Source organism: Candidatus Omnitrophota bacterium (assembly GCA_021735655.1).
GTDB lineage: Bacteria > Omnitrophota > Gorgyraeia > Duberdicusellales > 4484-171 > JAHKAJ01.
Window position 1 is genome coordinate 79,416 of sequence record JAIPGM010000004.1, and the last position, 16,787, is coordinate 96,202.

General features: G+C 37.0%; 20 protein-coding genes and 1 tRNA gene. 2 read left to right on the forward strand and 19 right to left on the reverse strand.

Annotated elements, in window-relative coordinates:
* Nucleotides 1-19 precede the first annotated feature (19 nt).
* From K9L86_04570 to K9L86_04590, 5 genes are all read right to left on the reverse strand, one after another.
* Nucleotides 20-184, reverse strand: a complete 165-nt coding sequence (locus K9L86_04570) for a hypothetical protein (GenBank protein ID MCF7908128.1) — start codon at nucleotides 182-184, stop codon at nucleotides 20-22.
* The gene (locus K9L86_04575) at nucleotides 174-1,046 is read right to left on the reverse strand and encodes a decaprenyl-phosphate phosphoribosyltransferase (GenBank protein MCF7908129.1); all 873 of its coding nucleotides are present in this window, start codon (nucleotides 1,044-1,046) and stop codon (nucleotides 174-176) included. The genes K9L86_04570 and K9L86_04575 overlap by 11 nt, the downstream gene beginning before the upstream one ends.
* A gap of 83 nt (nucleotides 1,047-1,129) precedes the next feature.
* Nucleotides 1,130-1,768: a hypothetical protein gene (locus K9L86_04580; GenBank protein MCF7908130.1), complete on the reverse strand. Its 639-nt coding sequence runs from the start codon at nucleotides 1,766-1,768 to the stop codon at nucleotides 1,130-1,132.
* Between the two features lie 10 nt (nucleotides 1,769-1,778).
* Entirely contained in the window at nucleotides 1,779-2,282 is a 504-nt protein-coding gene (locus K9L86_04585; protein ID MCF7908131.1) for a hypothetical protein, read from the reverse strand.
* A gap of 8 nt (nucleotides 2,283-2,290) precedes the next feature.
* Nucleotides 2,291-3,106 (reverse strand): hypothetical protein, encoded by an 816-nt coding sequence (locus K9L86_04590; protein MCF7908132.1) that lies wholly within the window; start codon nucleotides 3,104-3,106, stop codon nucleotides 2,291-2,293.
* A gap of 83 nt (nucleotides 3,107-3,189) precedes the next feature.
* Here K9L86_04590 and K9L86_04595 point away from each other — a divergent pair, with 83 nt between their 5' ends.
* Nucleotides 3,190-3,357 (forward strand): hypothetical protein, encoded by a 168-nt coding sequence (locus K9L86_04595; GenBank protein MCF7908133.1) that lies wholly within the window; start codon nucleotides 3,190-3,192, stop codon nucleotides 3,355-3,357.
* Between the two features lies 1 nt (nucleotide 3,358).
* Here the strand turns inward: K9L86_04595 and K9L86_04600 are convergent, their stop codons facing one another.
* From K9L86_04600 to K9L86_04645, 10 genes are all read right to left on the reverse strand, one after another.
* Entirely contained in the window at nucleotides 3,359-3,628 is a 270-nt protein-coding gene (locus K9L86_04600; protein MCF7908134.1) for a cupin domain-containing protein, read from the reverse strand.
* 65 nt (nucleotides 3,629-3,693) lie between these two features.
* Nucleotides 3,694-3,963 carry a hypothetical protein gene (locus tag K9L86_04605; GenBank protein MCF7908135.1) on the reverse strand — a complete coding sequence of 90 codons (270 nt, stop codon included), beginning with the start codon at nucleotides 3,961-3,963 and terminating at the stop codon, nucleotides 3,694-3,696.
* Nucleotides 3,964-4,006: 43 nt separating this feature from the next.
* Nucleotides 4,007-4,080: transfer RNA gene (locus tag K9L86_04610), tRNA-Met, on the reverse strand.
* A 35-nt stretch (nucleotides 4,081-4,115) separates the two neighbouring features.
* Nucleotides 4,116-5,144 carry a hypothetical protein gene (locus K9L86_04615; protein ID MCF7908136.1) on the reverse strand — a complete coding sequence of 343 codons (1,029 nt, stop codon included), beginning with the start codon at nucleotides 5,142-5,144 and terminating at the stop codon, nucleotides 4,116-4,118.
* Nucleotides 5,145-6,467, reverse strand: coding sequence for an O-antigen ligase family protein (locus K9L86_04620; protein ID MCF7908137.1), 1,323 nt, complete (start codon nucleotides 6,465-6,467; stop codon nucleotides 5,145-5,147).
* Nucleotides 6,464-8,305 carry a polysaccharide biosynthesis tyrosine autokinase gene (locus tag K9L86_04625; GenBank protein ID MCF7908138.1) on the reverse strand — a complete coding sequence of 614 codons (1,842 nt, stop codon included), beginning with the start codon at nucleotides 8,303-8,305 and terminating at the stop codon, nucleotides 6,464-6,466. The genes K9L86_04620 and K9L86_04625 overlap by 4 nt, the downstream gene beginning before the upstream one ends.
* A 1-nt stretch (nucleotide 8,306) precedes the next feature.
* The gene (locus K9L86_04630; protein MCF7908139.1) at nucleotides 8,307-9,539 is read right to left on the reverse strand and encodes an outer membrane beta-barrel protein; all 1,233 of its coding nucleotides are present in this window, start codon (nucleotides 9,537-9,539) and stop codon (nucleotides 8,307-8,309) included.
* Between the two features lie 7 nt (nucleotides 9,540-9,546).
* A complete protein-coding gene (locus tag K9L86_04635) occupies nucleotides 9,547-9,954 on the reverse strand; it encodes a PilZ domain-containing protein (protein ID MCF7908140.1) in 408 nt (135 codons plus the stop codon).
* 3 nt (nucleotides 9,955-9,957) lie between these two features.
* A complete protein-coding gene (locus K9L86_04640) occupies nucleotides 9,958-11,715 on the reverse strand; it encodes a tetratricopeptide repeat protein (GenBank protein MCF7908141.1) in 1,758 nt (585 codons plus the stop codon).
* A 25-nt stretch (nucleotides 11,716-11,740) separates the two neighbouring features.
* Complete coding sequence (locus tag K9L86_04645) at nucleotides 11,741-12,157, reverse strand: hypothetical protein (protein MCF7908142.1); 417 nt, start codon at nucleotides 12,155-12,157, stop codon at nucleotides 11,741-11,743.
* 65 nt (nucleotides 12,158-12,222) lie between these two features.
* Here K9L86_04645 and K9L86_04650 point away from each other — a divergent pair, with 65 nt between their 5' ends.
* On the forward strand, nucleotides 12,223-12,447 hold the full coding sequence (locus K9L86_04650) for a hypothetical protein (protein ID MCF7908143.1): 225 nt from the start codon (nucleotides 12,223-12,225) through the stop codon (nucleotides 12,445-12,447).
* A 30-nt stretch (nucleotides 12,448-12,477) separates the two neighbouring features.
* Here the strand turns inward: K9L86_04650 and K9L86_04655 are convergent, their stop codons facing one another.
* From K9L86_04655 to K9L86_04670, 4 genes are all read right to left on the reverse strand, one after another.
* Nucleotides 12,478-13,944 (reverse strand): HAMP domain-containing protein, encoded by a 1,467-nt coding sequence (locus K9L86_04655; GenBank protein MCF7908144.1) that lies wholly within the window; start codon nucleotides 13,942-13,944, stop codon nucleotides 12,478-12,480.
* Between the two features lie 281 nt (nucleotides 13,945-14,225).
* Entirely contained in the window at nucleotides 14,226-14,906 is a 681-nt protein-coding gene (locus tag K9L86_04660; GenBank protein ID MCF7908145.1) for a sugar transferase, read from the reverse strand.
* A 15-nt stretch (nucleotides 14,907-14,921) separates the two neighbouring features.
* The gene (locus tag K9L86_04665) at nucleotides 14,922-15,563 is read right to left on the reverse strand and encodes a sugar transferase (GenBank protein MCF7908146.1); all 642 of its coding nucleotides are present in this window, start codon (nucleotides 15,561-15,563) and stop codon (nucleotides 14,922-14,924) included.
* Nucleotides 15,564-15,613: 50 nt separating this feature from the next.
* Nucleotides 15,614-16,732 (reverse strand): glycosyltransferase family 4 protein, encoded by a 1,119-nt coding sequence (locus K9L86_04670; protein ID MCF7908147.1) that lies wholly within the window; start codon nucleotides 16,730-16,732, stop codon nucleotides 15,614-15,616.
* Nucleotides 16,733-16,787: the final 55 nt, after the last annotated feature.

Genomic DNA, 16,787 nt, shown 5'->3' on the forward strand with positions numbered 1-16,787 from the left:
ACAACTATTTAGTCCATCTTCAAATTGCAATATCTACCCATGGAAATCTCTTAAAAAATCTAATCTGCTCTGCTTCTAAAGCGCTCTCTGGGTTAGCCCGAGCTTTAGGGTTTCCTTTTGCTCCATTTATCAAAACATAAAAATCTGTATCAGCGGCTATCGCGGCTCTGGTTTTAAATTCCAAAATAAATTACTAAAATGCAAACTATACACCAGAGGGCCAAATTAAGCTGCAACTTTAAGTCAGCAAAAAGTATTCGCGTAGGATCTCCGTGTTTAAAGCGTTGATGAATTATGTAAAGATAACGAAATATACCATAATATACAAACGGCAGGCTGTACATAAGATGATTACTTCCAAATGCATTAATAGTCCTTGTGTCTACTGTATAAAGCATATAGATAACTACCATCGAAGACGTCAGCACCGCTATCATTTGATCTATAAAGTATACGCTATATTTAGACAAAACCTTCCGGTGTAAAACAGCCTTTTTTTGCAAAATTATCAGCTCCTGACGCCTTTTAATAAATCCCAAAAATAATGCCAGCAAAACCGTCATTAATATAATCCAATGTGACATTTCAATTCCGGTAGCCACGCTGCCGGCTATTATTCGCAAAAGGAAAAACCCACCAACACAAAAAACATCGACAATAACAAAGTTTTTAAGCACCTTTGTATAAATTAAATTAAACAACAGATAAATAAGCATAACCAAACCCAAATATCTGTTCAAAACAAAAGCTAGGCCAATAGACAAAAAAGATAAAATAATTGCCGCTATCAACGCGTTGGCGATGCTTAGCTTACCGGAAGCAATTGGCCGAAATTTCTTTAAGGGATGAACCCGATCATTCCTTACGTCAATTAAATCATTAAACAGATAAACCGCACCCGATGTCATTGAAAACAAAACCATAGCGATTACGGCATCAAGATTAGCAGGATAAGAAAAAAGCTTCTTTCCGAAAATTAAAGGCAAAAGTATAAAAGAATTCTTAATCCATTGCCTTGGTCTTATAGAATATAAAAAGTTTTTCATTAAACTAAAGTTTCCATTACAATTAACCACCTATCAGGTTGACGGAAAAGTACCTGTCCAAGCTATTAACTGTTTCTAAATTATTATTCGGCTTCTTCGATGGAAAATAACTGAAAATGTTGTGGGCAAATAAAAGTAGTGTCAAAATCAGAAGTTCCTTTATAAAAAACGGCCTTATCTACAAAATTACTTAAATCCCCAACCTGTGAAATATCTAGCCTGGCACACCCTCTTAGCTTTCGACCATTAAATACTATCGTATTTCCTTTGCTCGCCTTCAGACAATAACAAGCTCCACAAGCCCTGCTGCCAGCCCGGTAGTTACATCTAGTTATAACGCCTTCACCCTTCTGAATAACTACTTCTGGCTGATCAGACTCTTCTTCTGAATCATCAATGTCTAGTTTGTTTTGAAAAGAACCCTTTTTTAACTCTCGGAGCTTACCAAAAAGCTCCTGAGTTGCCTTTTTATCTCTAAAGCAATCTTTCGGGCAACTTTCTGCCGTTTCGCAACAAGTAAATCCGCGAGAACCACAGCCTTTATCTTGACAAAATCCATCACCGCAACGATCAGTACATCTATCTAAAGGCTCATCATTAGCCTTCCCCTCTATGCCCGGCAGACCAGTTTCGATATCTACAACTCTACCTTCAGAAAAAACATTCTGAAAGACAAAAAATGAAAATACCATAATTGAAATACTTATAGTTACTGGTTTCATTTATTTGCCTCTACATCTTGGTAAAATTAACATCTTTGTCTTTCTTTTGTCTGTCAGTAATTTCTTTTTCCTCTTCCTCCTTGTCTACCACTCTCCTAAAAGACCCTTCTGAGGAAGACCCTCCTCCAATTAGGATATTTTTTTCGGCATAGCCTTCAACAAGTTCAGCAAGCCGATCTCCTAATAATTTTCTTACACTCTTTAACTTCCGTTCATAGTAAACAATTAGCTTCTCCCCTTCCCCGGAAGCTTTCTCGTTAGCTTTCTTTATTTCTTCCTGGCTAGGTAAATCTTTATCTTCAGAAATAAAATTACTGATTTCTTGCCAACGCTTAAGCAAGGAGCTGTCTTCTGAATTCTTTGCTTTCTCCACCTCTTCTTTTAGGTCTTTCTCTAGCTCTTTTGAAATCTCTAATGAAGTCTGGTTCTTTGTCTGATCTCCTCTTATCTCATCCAGTCGCAACTGGACTAAGCGGTACTCATCGACTAAACATTTTAAACGGTCTTTTCTCATAATCCCTCCTAATTATTAATAAAATACTTATCGTACATATCTCGATAAAAATTAAAATAACTCTCTCTGCCAAACATCATATATCCATATTCTAAATCAGTTGGTGCTGTGGCATAACCGGCAAAAAGTGATTTTGAACTGGTCTTAAACCGATGCTTAATAGCCCAGGGCTGCCAAACCCGATAATAAAATTCCTTTGTCTTCTTAACTGCTTCAAATTCTACCTTGGCAATTTGCATAACAAACTCTTCTTTAGTAATTTTTCTATCTGCGGCTTTTTCAAAAATATCATTAAACTCATCTTTGTTGTTAATATTAATTAATTCAAATATAGCACAAGCCCACAGATCTTCAAAGGAAAGATCTCTGCCAATACTTTTCCGATTATGAGCCGTCTCTTTTGTATAAATTATATTTATACTAATAGATCCTCTGCGACCGGTTTGATTACGATTTACAGCTAACCAACCCTGAGGAGGATATTTGGGGTTCCAATCGACTAACTCTCTAGAATCTTGACCAGCATATTTTCTAACTACCCACTGCCAAATAGAGTCTTCCTCGCTGACCGATCTTAGAAAATGGAACCTATTAACATACTTGGACATCCCCGGCCTGTCTTTAAGCATTTTTCGAATTTGTTGCTTCCCGTGGCGGATAGCCCGCTCCGATAAGTTTGTCCCTGAATATCGTGGGTCACTTCCGTATATTAGCCGATCCTCGAAAAGCACAAGATCAATCTTCAAATAAAGAAAAATTGCCCCTAAAACAAGAAAGCTGGCTATTATAAAAATTTTCCTCTGAGAAAAACCTTTAAAAACCATATGCTCATTCTATCAAAACCTAACCAGTTTTCAATAAAGAAAACCTTGACAAAACCCGAGTTTTAGCCATAATCGAAGATATTATGGGAAGGCCAAAAAAAGAATTAAAAAAGCTCCACCGGAAAAAAATCAGAAAGGCTAAAGAAAAGGTACGGCTACACGCAAAAAAAGAGCTGCCCTTTGAAAAGCTAACTGAACGCGGTAAACATTTTCTAGAGAAGAAAAGAAAACAGGAAAGAAAAACTTCTTAGTTTATTCGAACTTGTAATGTTTTCGAACGTCTCTCTGAATATGCCACTTGCAGCTTAAGCCTTTGGGGAAAGTTGCAAAATCGCCTTTCTTAATTTTAATCTTTTCACCACTCTCAACCTCTACTTCAACTTCTCCTTCTAAAAAATAACAAGACTCTTTTTGGTCATAATACCAATCAAAGCTACTCGCTTCCTTTTCCCAAATCGGCCAACTCTTAACTCCTAAAACTTCTAACTCTTGCTCTGTAGGTTTCTTAACTTCAATATTCATCCGATCTTTTACCTCCTCTTCTTTTTCATTTATTTAAACTATTCTTTTGCTTTAGAGTAAGTGAACTACCCAACAAAAAGAGATATTAAGCTGCCAATAAACACAATTACTCCCATGAACATCGTGAATTTACCTACTTTTACAGACTTAAATACTTTAATTGTCTTATTAGGTGACTCTTTATTAAGTTTCATGCCTTGGATAACAAAGTAAATTGCAGCTATTAACATACCGATATTTGCTATCTTATTTGTAATCTTACCATACACACATGCCATAATTACACCAATAATGACAAAAACAATCATTACGACAACTAAACTTTTCTTTTCCATTATTTATCCTTTTTAGCCACCAGCATTTAAGGAAGGAAGACAATGGCGGCGAGTGGACTTGAACCACCGACAAAACGGGTATGAGCCGTTTGCTCTACCAGCCTGAGCTACGCCGCCAACGGGGAAAAATTATACCACATCTTTGAAAAAAATTAGAATCTTTTAATAAATTCTATTTTTTCAATCACTGTTCCATCATTAGTACTAATTTTAAAATCATCAAGCGAACCATTGTTAGTAACATTATTTATCCGAAGGCGATAATATATTGGCTCGTCTCTTCTTTTTATCATTCGAAATTTTTCTTGCGGTACTACCCCCCTATAAAGAGTAACTCCAGTTATCGGACCATTAGCATAAACATGAATTTCCAAATTAATTTCCAACTGAGGGAATCCTTCTTCTTTGAGAAAAAATTCAGGAGCTTGCGGATAAACGATTAGCTTCGTTTTTCTTCCCTCAAGGTCTATCTCCGCTCTTTTTACATTTTTTATCTTTTTGCTAATCTTCTGCGCGGCTTGATACCTAGATACTTTATCTTTTTGATAGTGGAAAAATGAAATTAAATTTATAAATGCTGTCTTCTCTTGATTCTCCGAAAAATAATACTTAGCCAAACATAAATAAATAATCGGATTTTCTGGTTGAGTCTGGGCTGCTTTAATTAACTCTGATTCCAAGCCCTTAATTAAATAATATTCAAAAAGATAAGAATAAGTATTCGGATCTTTGGAATATAGTTGGGTTGCCTTAATTAATTCAGATTTAGCCCTTTCATCGCCTTCGATTGTATAAAACCGACCCAACCTTAAGTGATAATCAAAATTGGTCGGGTTCAACCTTATTGCTTTCTTGTAAAGACTCTCTATTTGGACCTTATCGATAGAAAGCTCATCAGCCAACCCCTCTTCCTTGGCCTCTAATAGATAGTCCCCTTTTTTTGCATAATAGTCAGCTTTATCAGGACTTATTTTTATGGCTTTAAATACTGATTTTAAAACCTTGCGGTAATAACTTAAACTAGCCGCATTTAAATCTGGTTTCTGAAAAGTAGAAAGATTTTCGTAAATGCAATTTGCTCTATAATTAGAACTGATATAAAAAGTGAGGTAGATTAATAAAAAAATGCTTCCTATAAAAAAAATATATTTTTCTTTCCGATCAAAAACCTTTTCTTTCATTTAAGTTCTATTCTTATTAGTCACATGGTGATTAAACTGAGTATTAACGCACTTATAAATTAAAGCCAAAATTAGCCAAAATAGGAATGTCGTCGCTGGAATATGAAAATTAAACTCAAAAAAGCTATGCAACAAAACCCCAATGAGACCGCAGGCGCCGCTTAAGGTAATTATCTTTACAAAACTGTCCTGCCTTTGACTAATCTTTTTTAAAATGCTTTTAAAAATCGTAACTATAAACCCCAGATAAAAAAAAGCTCCGATAAGTCCGGTTTCAACAACCATCTGGAGATGGTCGTTATGAAGATGGTAAAAAAATTTACTCCATGCGAATTCTTGATAGTAGGGAAAAATATATGAAAAATTTCCTAGACCTATACCGAATAAAGGAAAATCTTTTATAATAGCCAAAGAATTAGCCGCTATCTTAAGACGACCCAAAAATCCCTCTTCAATCATAATAAATCGCGCTTTTATTGGGGCTAAGCCTGGAATTAGAACTAATCCCAAACCGAAAATTAATACCAAGGGAATAATCCAGCCGCTACTCTTTATTAAAAATTTTCGTTTAGAAAATATCCCCATCAATAACAAGGAAAAAATTAAACTCAGCGATCCGGCTCGCGAAAGAGAAATAAATACACTGGCTGAAATCAAAACTGCTAGGAATCCAAAAATAATTTTTTTAGCCTTGTCTCGGTAATACAAAGCATGGCCGACAGCCAAAGGCGCAACCATAACCATATAGCCGGCAAAATGGTTACGATTACCGAAAGTGCTAAAAGCACCAGTTATCTCAGCATTAATTATAAAATACTTTTTTATGACCCCATAAAATGAAAGAATCGCTCCCCAAATGATTATCGTTAAAAACAGACGCTCGAATTGAGAGCGTTTCTTTATAGTATTAAGTGTAACCAAAAATAAAATCAAAAATGATAACAGATTTATGCTTTCTGCTTTAGTTGCTGCTCTATAAAAAGATAACGATAAAAATCCCGACTGACTATCAAGCGGCATATAGTTATGCTTAAAAAAATAGGTTTTTGATGAAATAAATTTTATTGCAGCTTGTGGAAGCGGTAAAATCTGGAAAATAACAATAGCGATAAAAACAACTAAAAGATAGGTCTGCCGCGGATAAACAATTTGCAACTGACCAGGAAAACTCCTCGCCAGATATAAAGCTAAAATAACTAGTATAGTTATCTGAACGACAAAAAGAAATGTTCCTTTAACTGAACCGTAACCGAGGGGAACAAAAACTATAAGAAAAACCAAGATAGCTTCAAATAGCCAATCCGGAATTACTTTTTTTATCATTTTTTAGTTTCCGGGGAGTAAGAATAATGATAAAAATAGTAACCACCCTTACTTTGCTCAATACCATTCAAAACAGCGCCGATAATTTTTGTTTTATTGCCTAATATTTTCCTAGCTTCAGCTATATGCTTAAGTGGAGTAACTCCGGCTCGAATCACAAAAACTAACCCATCGCATTTATCCGCTAAAAGAATAGCCTCAGATACACTCAAAACCGGGGTGGAATCAATAATAACTCTTTTATACTTTTTCTCTACCTCGCGCAATATATCTTTTAAAGTGGCTGAGCCCAAAAGCTCTGTGGGGTTAGGCGTGTAATGACCACAACCAATAAAATCAAGATTCGGGACATCAGTTGACACTATTACTTCCTCTAAAGAAGCTACGCCAGCCAGCAGGCTACTTAAGCCAATTTCGGAAGAAGGACTAAAAGATTTCGCTAAGTGCCCCTTGCGCATATCAGCATCGATAAGTAAAGTTGAGTCGCCGGTTTGTGCAAAAGCTATTGCTAAATTAGCAGAAGTAAAACTTTTTCCCTCCTGCGGAATAGTACTACCAATGACTATAGTTCGTAGAGGCTTATCCTCCGGAAAAGAAAAAATTAAGGCTGTTCTTAAATTCTTAAAGTTTTCAGCAACTATAGAAAAAGGCTGGGTGTGAGACAATAAATTTAGTTTTTCTCGGGTTTGCTCTTCCTTTGCCAAGTTGATTGCTCCAAGAAAGGGGAGCTTAGCGTAAAATTCTACATCGTCCGATGTCTTCAAGGTAGAATCGGTATATTCTAGAAAAAAACAAAAAGATAAGCTTAGAAAAATGCTCATCGCTAAAGCTAGAATGATATCCCGCTTCGGCCGAGGCCAAACCGGAGACAAAGGAACATCAGCTTCATCAACTATGCGTATATTAGAAATAGAAAGTTCTTTAGAAACATCTAATTCCTTAGCCCGCTGCAGAAGGTTTTCATATATCGATTTATTCGAATCTACTCTTCGTTTAAGAATTCTGTACTCAGCCGAAATATCTTGAATGGCCATGAATTTTTCAGTCTCACTTTTAATCGTTAAAATAACCGTATTTAGCTCCTCATTCAAAGCAAGTATTTCAGGATGTTTTCCTTTGTATTTCTTAGATAAGGAAGCCACTTCATTTTCCAAGTCAGATTTTTGTTTTTCGAGGTCACGCAAAATACTTTTATCATACTCTTTCTCCATGTCTGGAATATTAACGATCTTATTTTTACGAACAAAATTATTTAACTCTTTGTCCGATTGTTGTATTTTCTTTAATGCTTCTTCAAGCTGTCCTTCCAACCAAGAAACACCATATTTGGCAATCCCAGTCCTTCTTTCTATATCCTGATAAATAAATTCCCTAGCCCAAGTGTTAGCGATACTGGTTATTTTTAAACGGTCCCTACCGGTAACCGTAATGATAACTAAATTGCTCATCCGCTCAGGCTTAACATCAACCCAAGACAAAAGAACTCTAGCCGGATTTCTCTTCCCGCCAATTTCAGGATCATTAGCAAGATCCAACTTATCAATAACCCGTTCAGCCAAAGAAAGTGATTTCAACAAACCATACTGGCTATAATAATACTCTCTATCTCTGACTTCGCCCTGATAAGCATACCCACCCTTTTCAGACATAATCTGCGGGTTTTGCTTTTCAATATGCATTGTCATCTCTGCCCGATATTTTTTAGGTTGAGTGAAATCATAAAAAGCAACTAGGCTTACGGTTATCAAGATAAAAGACACAACTAACCATTTACGCTTCAAAAAAATTTCCCAATAATCCTTAATGCCTAACACTTTTACTTCTGCGGGTGGTATCATTTTAAAAATCCATTGATAGCTTTAAAGACACTATATTATTATCATGCTCAGCCAAGGTTGAGTCTGAACCTATTTTTTCAAATTCATAATTACCGATTATTTTTAGCTGTTTTGTTAAAGTGTACTCTGAGCTTAACAAAATATTGTATTGTTTATCTTGTCTCCCAGATTCATATTCATCAAAATTAAAAGAGACGTTAGATATTAATTTTAGCTTTCGGTTAAACGGCGGAAAGTATCGAAACCCGAAACCGAAGTTAGAATAAGAATCTAGCTCATCAGTGCTAATAGAAGACGCTCCCACTCCCTGTTCAGCGTTAACATTAAGAATGAATCTTCGAGAAAGTAAATAATCTAAATTTATATTCACAGCATTGGAAGATACGTGCTCTTCTGGATAGTGCCCTTCCTCATAACCAAATTTTATTAGCCCCTTAATCTTTGAAAATATATCCCCTCTTACTCCGATCCAATATTCATCGCGATCCCGGTCTACACTCCCACCTTTATAGAAATCTTTCCATTCATGATCGTACTCCAAAAAAGCATAGGTTTTAGAAGCAATCCTTAAAGACCCAGTAAAACTAACTGTATCGGCTTTATAGCTATGAGTTGTTCGAAAATCGCCTTCTTCGTAGGCCTTATCGCGATGTAGATAGGCCATCTCCCAACGAAACCGATTCCAATTTACATCCAGGCTTAGTTTTGGATAATGCTCTAAATAATCCACAAACCCTTCGTCAGTAGTAAGGCTCAAGTCGGTCAAAGTAGCCTGTTCCTTTATGAATCGATAGTCTAGAGTTAAAGCAAACATACCCAGGCCATGGCTAACCAAAAAACTAAAATAGGGATTTTCAACGTTATGCTCGTCATGTTCAGCATATTGTTTAACCAAAATCCCGGTATCAACAAAAATATTAGTTTTTTTCTGACTGCTTAGATCTCCATATCTTACCCCCGGGCTAATCTCAGTAACAAAATCTCCCTCAATATCTTCAGTGGTAAGAAAAATATTATCGTTAATAGTCGTTTTAAGCTCAACGTAAGGAGTAAGATTGTCTAAAAATTTTCTTATTGCGCTAAGTCTTCCCCCCTGAGCTTCCTGAACCAAGACATCAAAGCTATTCTGATCCGGCTCGGTCTCGGCGTAGGCTCCAACTGACCCCACCCCAATCAAACAGACAGCAGCTATAATTATCACTCTTAATAACAAAGTTCTCTGCTGATATTGCATAACCTTATTAATGCCTTTCTCCCTCTCTAATATTCTTGCCTCGAGCCTTATAACTATTTACAATGCTATTATTAATAAACTCTTTCGCCTTCTCATCAATATTGACAAATTCGGTTGCAAGATCATATCCACCCATTTTCTTCAAAGCCCTGCTTCTTAAAACTTTAGCCACGACTTTAATTGAATCAACCCGTGGCGGAAAATTTATCTCTATTTCTACTATGTTGTTAACCGGAATATTTTCCTTGGCATGGAAGAGAACCCCGCCAGCACTTATATCTCTGGCAAAAGACAACTTTGACTGGCCATCAATGCTTTTATATTTCAATAAACAGTGCACTCGAATCCTAGCAAAATTTCTATTTCTCTTCTTAAAAAATTTACTGGCCAATCTTGAAAAAAACAGCGACTTCATCACTTAGTAGCCCATCCTTTCTTTAATCCTGGTTAAATATTGTTCGGTTTTTCTGTAACCTGATTGCAGACCAACTACCTGATTAAACATTTCCCGCGACCTAGCATAGTCTCCCAAAGAAAATAAAACTACGGCTAAGTTATACTTTGGCTCGATATAATCGAGCTTTAAAGCTATGGCCTTTCTGAAATATTTTTGAGCTGTGCGGTGATCACGCTCAAGCCAAAAAATATAACCTAAATTATTATAGGCTTCAGCAAAATCAGGATTAACTTTTATAGCTCGGATAAGTAAAGTCTTAGCTTTTGCATAATCCTTGTCTAACAGATAAAGAGTTCCTAAATTGTAATTCGATACATCCAAACTGGGGTTAATTTTTGAGGCCCTCTTGTACTCAGCTATTGCCTCATCACCCATGCCCAAATTGTAATAAATTGAACCTAAAACAATTGTACTTTCAGCCCCTTTCTCAGAAAGTTGCTGCGTTTTTTCGACTTCTTCTAGAGCCTCTTCGGTTTTATTAAGCAAATTATAAGCCAAGCTTTTTCCGCTATAGGCTAAGTCTAAATCAGAAGAAACTCCTAAAGCTAAATCAAATTGTTTCAAAGCTTGGTAATATTTTTCGGGATTGGAAGTTCGATACCCTTCCCTCAACAAATTAAAACCTTCATAGCCATAATGATCGGCTAAATCGTATTTAATCTTTTCCTCATAATAATCGCTGTACTCAGTTTCTCCGGACTTAGTTTTTAGCTTATCAAACGCAGCCTTAGCTGCTTTCATATCTTCCATATCACGCATATAAATATAACCTACCCGAAGTTGCGATAACTGTCCCGTTTTTTGAGATAAACCTGCCTCAAAATTTTCCTTAAACATAGCTAAAGCTTTCTCAGTTTCCCCTAAAGCGTAAAGAGAGCTAGCCTCCTGATAGCTAGAAAACCCCTGCCATTCTTTGGGCAAGTTTTGTTTTATTTCATTAAAAACTAACTGTGCTTTTTTAAAATCTTTTTTGGCTTTATAAGCAATACCTGAATAGAACTTAGCCGCCAAGGCTTCTATGTTGTTGGGATCAGCTTCTACCACCTTATTCAAATAAACTAAAGAATTATCAAAATCTTTCATCTGCAAATATAGCTGGCCCAATTTTAAATATTCTCGCTGGAGATCTTCTTTGCTATAAGACCCTTGCTTACTATAAGCGACTAGCTTACTTCTTACATCTTCGATATCTTTATTTAAATTTCTCTTCACGCCTTTTTTGCCAACAGTCGTGAGAGCAATCACAAAATCATCGAGCTTGGAACGTAAAAACGATTTATCTTTCTGTTTCTTTACGATAGTTGCTCGAATGAAATGTTTTGCATCTTCGATGTGGTCGCCGCTAGAAGCTTGAGAAAGAAGATCGCTGGCAACATCAATTTCAGTTGCAGCAATCATGCCTTCTATATACTTTTTATTAGTTTCCCGTTGTTGGAAAGAAATTTTTTCGCTTGCTAAATCACCAATTTCTATTTTTAAAGCCGCTGCTAGATCAAATCCTTCTTTGGTTGACTCTGCCACAAAGGCATTATCTAAAATATCTTTAACTGCCCTTATTTGGCTTACTGTTTCCGCTCCATCTAGCTCCCTTAAAGAAAGCTTTAAGTTGACTAATGAATTATCTAATAAATAATGGTTATAGCCAGCGAAAAAGACAAAAGCTCCCCCAAGAGCAACAATCAAAGGAAGAAAATTTTTGAAAAATATCCTTTTACTCATCACTAAGTCTTAGTGTAGCAAAATATTAGACATTGTCAACGAAATAGGCCTTTCGTTTCATTAAATAAATTATTATTAATATATTAATTACTATACCTAAAACAACAATTAAATTTTCACCATTATGTCTAGTTGCCCTTAGGCCTTCTATTTTTAAAAACGCCGTCTTCTGATTGGCAATAAGAATGCCATTAATTAGAAAAATAATATGCAAAAACAAAGCAGCCACAAAGCCGCTTTTTTTAGCTTCCCTCATTGCTAAATAAAGAAACCAAAATAAAATAAGAAAGTTAAAATGAATGATTTTGGCCAAAAAAGGGCTAACCGCTACTCCAAAAATCACCAGTTGGGTAGAAAAGACGAAAAGAGGTAGCCCGTAAAGGATACTTAAGCAGAGATAAAAATAACCGATGGTTCTTATTCCTAACTTCCTGTCTACCAATAAGTTACCTCCTTGACAATGGTCCTAACTAATGTTATACTTAAATTGAAGGAGAAAAGGACAATATGAGTAAAAAAATACTGTTTATTCTAATAGTGTTGTTTGTAAATGGGCTAATTTTCAATGGGGTTGTATTCTCCGATAAAGACAAAAAGGATGCTGCTTCACCGAAAATCCACTATGATGAGAAAACCTCTCGCGAACGCGACAGCGATAAAATTAGCACTAAGGCAGTTGCCGAAGACCTCGTAGTAAGCGAACCTTTGATTTACTTTCCTAAGGAATCTTAAAGATACTACTCATTAAATTATTTTTATAGCTTAGGCCTCTGCTGGCCTATCACCCTTCCTTTTGTCTAAAACAAAACAGCTTCTTGGCTCATTCTTGGCTTTTTTCTTTACTTCAGCGGCAATATTAGTTACTTCGGCATAAGATTCAATCGACCGGTGAGCATTAGTTATGCCGGCCAAAGATATGGTCATAATCGGAAACTGCTTTACTGAACCGTCCCGAGCATGAGCAACAATATGCCCTCTTTCTAAATCTTCCTGATTGTACAAAGCTCTGACCTTCTCATCAAAGGTAGAAGTTATGTGATCGGCTAGATCTTGTGCTCTTTCCGGTTCAGTCACCAAAAGAAAGTCATCGCCGCCTTCATGCCCGATAAAATCCGTAGCGGCTCCCTTGGTTTTAACTGCCTCCTTAAATATACCCCCGGTTAACATGATCGCTTCATCACCTTTATGAATTCCATACTTATCATTAAAAGCCTTAAAATTATCTAAATCGCAATAAATAACTGTAAATTTCTTACCCTCTTCAATTCTTCTAGTCACATCTTCCATAATTACGATGTTGCCAGGGAGCTTGGTAAGAGGATTCGCATCCTCTGCCTTTTCCTTCATTAAGGCTAATTCTTTAGTCATGGTATTAAAAGTATCAGCCAGCTCTTCGAGTTCATCATTAGTAGAGATTCTTACGCGCGAATCGAGTTGGCCAGAAGCAATGGTTTTAGCTGCCCGGTTAAAAACCCTTATTGGCCTGACTACTAAGCGGGATAAAAAAATGCCTAAAAAGATATTGGTTATTACCAACAACACTCCTACTATGATCGCCGGTTGATAAACTTTTTTTATGGCTAACCAGACGTCACCCAAAGGGAAAAAGGCTCGGACCACTAAGGGAATGCGTTTCTGGCTATCGGTGAGTGGAATATATACAGAAAATTGTTTTAAGCTCTTATTCACTACCGACTGGCCGCTAACCGTCTCGTTTCGTCTTAATTTCTTAATTATATCCAGATCATCATAATCGCCTTGAGCCCCGGAAAACCATTTCTCGGTTGAGAATACTATTTGGCCTTTTCTGTCCAAGATATAAGCTGCCTGCAAAGACTCTGCATTCTTTAGAAACTCCAAACCTTTGCCAAGATAGCCAATTCTTTCTTCAATTGGCAAATCAATACTTAGTTGTCGATTTAACAACCGTAGCCCTTTATTTACAGCTTTAATCTTTTCGCTGTCCGCTATTGAAGATGCTAGAGTTTCACTTAACAATTGTAAACCCTTACCTAAGGCCTCTAGCTTGGTCTCTGCTCCTGATGAATTTAATACCTCAGTTAGTTTTTCTTCAATATGTAAAGAAGTTGTTTTTGCCTTATACTTTATCGACCCGTCAACCGTCCCCACTTCGTGAGCGAGCTGGATTACAAGAAACATACTAATAGTAACTATGGTAAAAATCGTTACTATAAGAATGATTCTGGTTTTTAAACTAATAGCTTTCATTTAATTTTAATCGGTTCATTTAAAAACTTTTAGTGATCAACTGTATTTTCATAATTCTTGCTAGCCTATATTATACATCGGCCATCACCAATACAAACAAATATTTTATCTACGCCTTATTGTTTTACCCTCTCAACGCCTCCAAAATAATCTAGCTGATCAAGTGAATCCTCCCCGGCCTAAAGGCCAGGGCTTCCTCCCGAGCAGAAATCCTAAAAGAGCATTCATCCCTCGGGCTAAAGCCCGGGGATTTCTGCGAGGGATTAAAATTACCCTTTAGCTTAGTAACCTTTAGCCTCAATATTTTGTTTTATGCCTCGGGCCATGATTTTAAAGTCAGTCAATAAAAGACGCCAAGCCGAAAACTCCATATATTTTTTGATATAGTCGTACTCCAAAACTAAATTATGTAAATCTGGTGTACCCTTACGAACATCCGTTTCGCTCCACAAAGCAGCCTTTAAAACTTTTTTATGCACATAGCCTTCTTGCAAAACATCCTGATAAACCTCCCAAGCAATAGCTCGTGTTCCAACAAAGGACATATCGCCTTTAACGATATTGAAAAGTTGGGGAAGCTCATCTAAGTAAGCTTTTTTTAAAATTTTTCCCACCCGAGTTAATTTTTCGGGAAACTCTTCCGGATAAGCCGCAACATCATATTGCTCTCTTAAGCGTTTGTTGATAAAACGCATTTTAGTAATTCTAAATTTATACTTTATGAATTTTTTTCCTCGGTCTGAAGCAATATAGGAAGCTAAAATCCCGCCTCGATCGTCGGGATAAAAAAGATTATCAATTAGGTAGGCAAAAAATATCAGTAGAAAAACCGGCGAAGCAAATAAAATCGCAATGACTGAAGCACAACGGTCAAATATCGCTTTACAAGGCCTAACCGGCAATGGCCCCTTTAAAGCAAAAATTTCTTTATAATTTTCTCGTAACTGCTCAACTTTTTCCATATAAATAACTTAAAATTAATTAGGGTCGTTTAGTTGGCTTTCTATTTTGTTTTTAAGAGCTCCTCCTAAAAAACGAAATTTATCGCCTTCTACTTCCCACTTGCTGTTAAACGTTACTAAAAATGATAGAAAAATAAGATAAAAATCTAAAAAAAAGGTCCGATTTTTTACATACCAGATATCGTATTTAAACTTTTCGCGAAAATTAAGATAGTGAGAACCAAACACTTGAGCCACCCCGGTCAGTCCCGGCCTTATAGCATTTCGCTTAGTAAAATCGGGAAACTCCAGACAAAACTTTTTAACAAATTCCGGTCTTTCAGTCCGCGGGCCAACGAAACTCATATCTCCTTTTAAAATATTAATTAATTGCGGAAGCTCGTCTAAAGCCGACTTCCTTAGCCTTTTCCCGATCTTTGTACTTCTGGCATCATTTCCTAAGGATAGAGTTGGGCCAATATCCTTTTCAGCGTTAGGGACCATTGAACGAAACTTAAGTATTTTGAATACTTTATTATCTTTGCCAATTCTGGCTTGAGAATAAAAAATAGGCCCGCCGTCTTCCACTTTAATCAATAAAGCAATGACAACCCCCAAGGGAAAAGCTAAGATTAAGCCAGTTAAGGAAAAAATAATATCGAATGATCGTTTAAGCATTTAAGTTAAGCCATAAATCTAAAAATTATTTCCGAAGGCATTTTACTATATTACAATCTACATTTCAATATCTCTTCATACACCTGTTGGCTCTCGACCAGCATCCGATCTAAACTAAACTTTCTTAGGGCCCGTTGATAACCTGCTTCCCCCATATCTTTGCGCAATTTCTTATCTTCGATTAGCTTCTCTAAGGCTCCGGCTAAAGCCGCGGGGTCGCGCGGCGGGACTAAAAACCCGGTAACTGAATTTTTAACCAACTCACTCACTCCCCCGACATCTGTGGCTACTACTGGCAGCTTAGCTAACATTGCTTCAATGATTGAGCGCGGAAGGCCTTCCCAATTCGAAGATAGCACAAAAATATCTGAAGCAACTAAAAACTCTTCCACCCGCTTTTGTTCGCCGACGAGCACCACCCGATCAGCTAAATTACTCTTACCGATCATCCCTTGCACTTGCTGACGCAAAGGGCCATCACCAACAATAATTATTTTTGCTTTTGCGATAAGCTTTGCCGCTTTGATAAGAGTAGATAAATCTTTCTGAGGGTTTAGGCGGCCAACAAAAGTTATCACCGTGGCCTTCTCTAGTTTTAGCTCCTTTCGAATTTTCATTCTATCAGCTTCGCCAATTGGGGCTGGATCTATGCCATTATGAATGATTGCCAGCTTGTTCGGCGGTGCGATTCTGAACTTAAGCGCTAGCCTATAGTCATACTCGGAAACGCAGATAATCTTAACTGTAGATTTAGCAGCTAAACGTTCAAGCCATGACAAAAACCAACGTTTCCCAAAAGAGCGTCCTTCGCCAAAACTCCATCCATGAGCTGTAAAGATTACTGGCTTACGCTCCCAGGCTGCGCTAAGCCGCGCCGCCAACCCAGCTTTAGTGCTATGGCTGCTTATTATATCCGGCTTAAAAAACTTTATTGCCCGCCATACTGAAATTAAAGCCCTCAAATCGTGGTAAGGAGAAATAGGATAAATAAAATGGGGCTCGGGGAAAACTTTGGCTCCAATAACTTTGGCCGCCTGCATTAAGCGCGGTTCGGGACCGGCAACTAAACCGACCCTACAACCCTTTGCGGCGAAATAACGCATTAAATGAACCACATGCTTAGTAGCCCCGCCAAAAGCAGCTGCTGTAGTAATATATAAAATCCTCATCTGAAATCACCTTGCCGGCATTTTACTTGTTTTCGATTAATCTCTCTACGAAAAA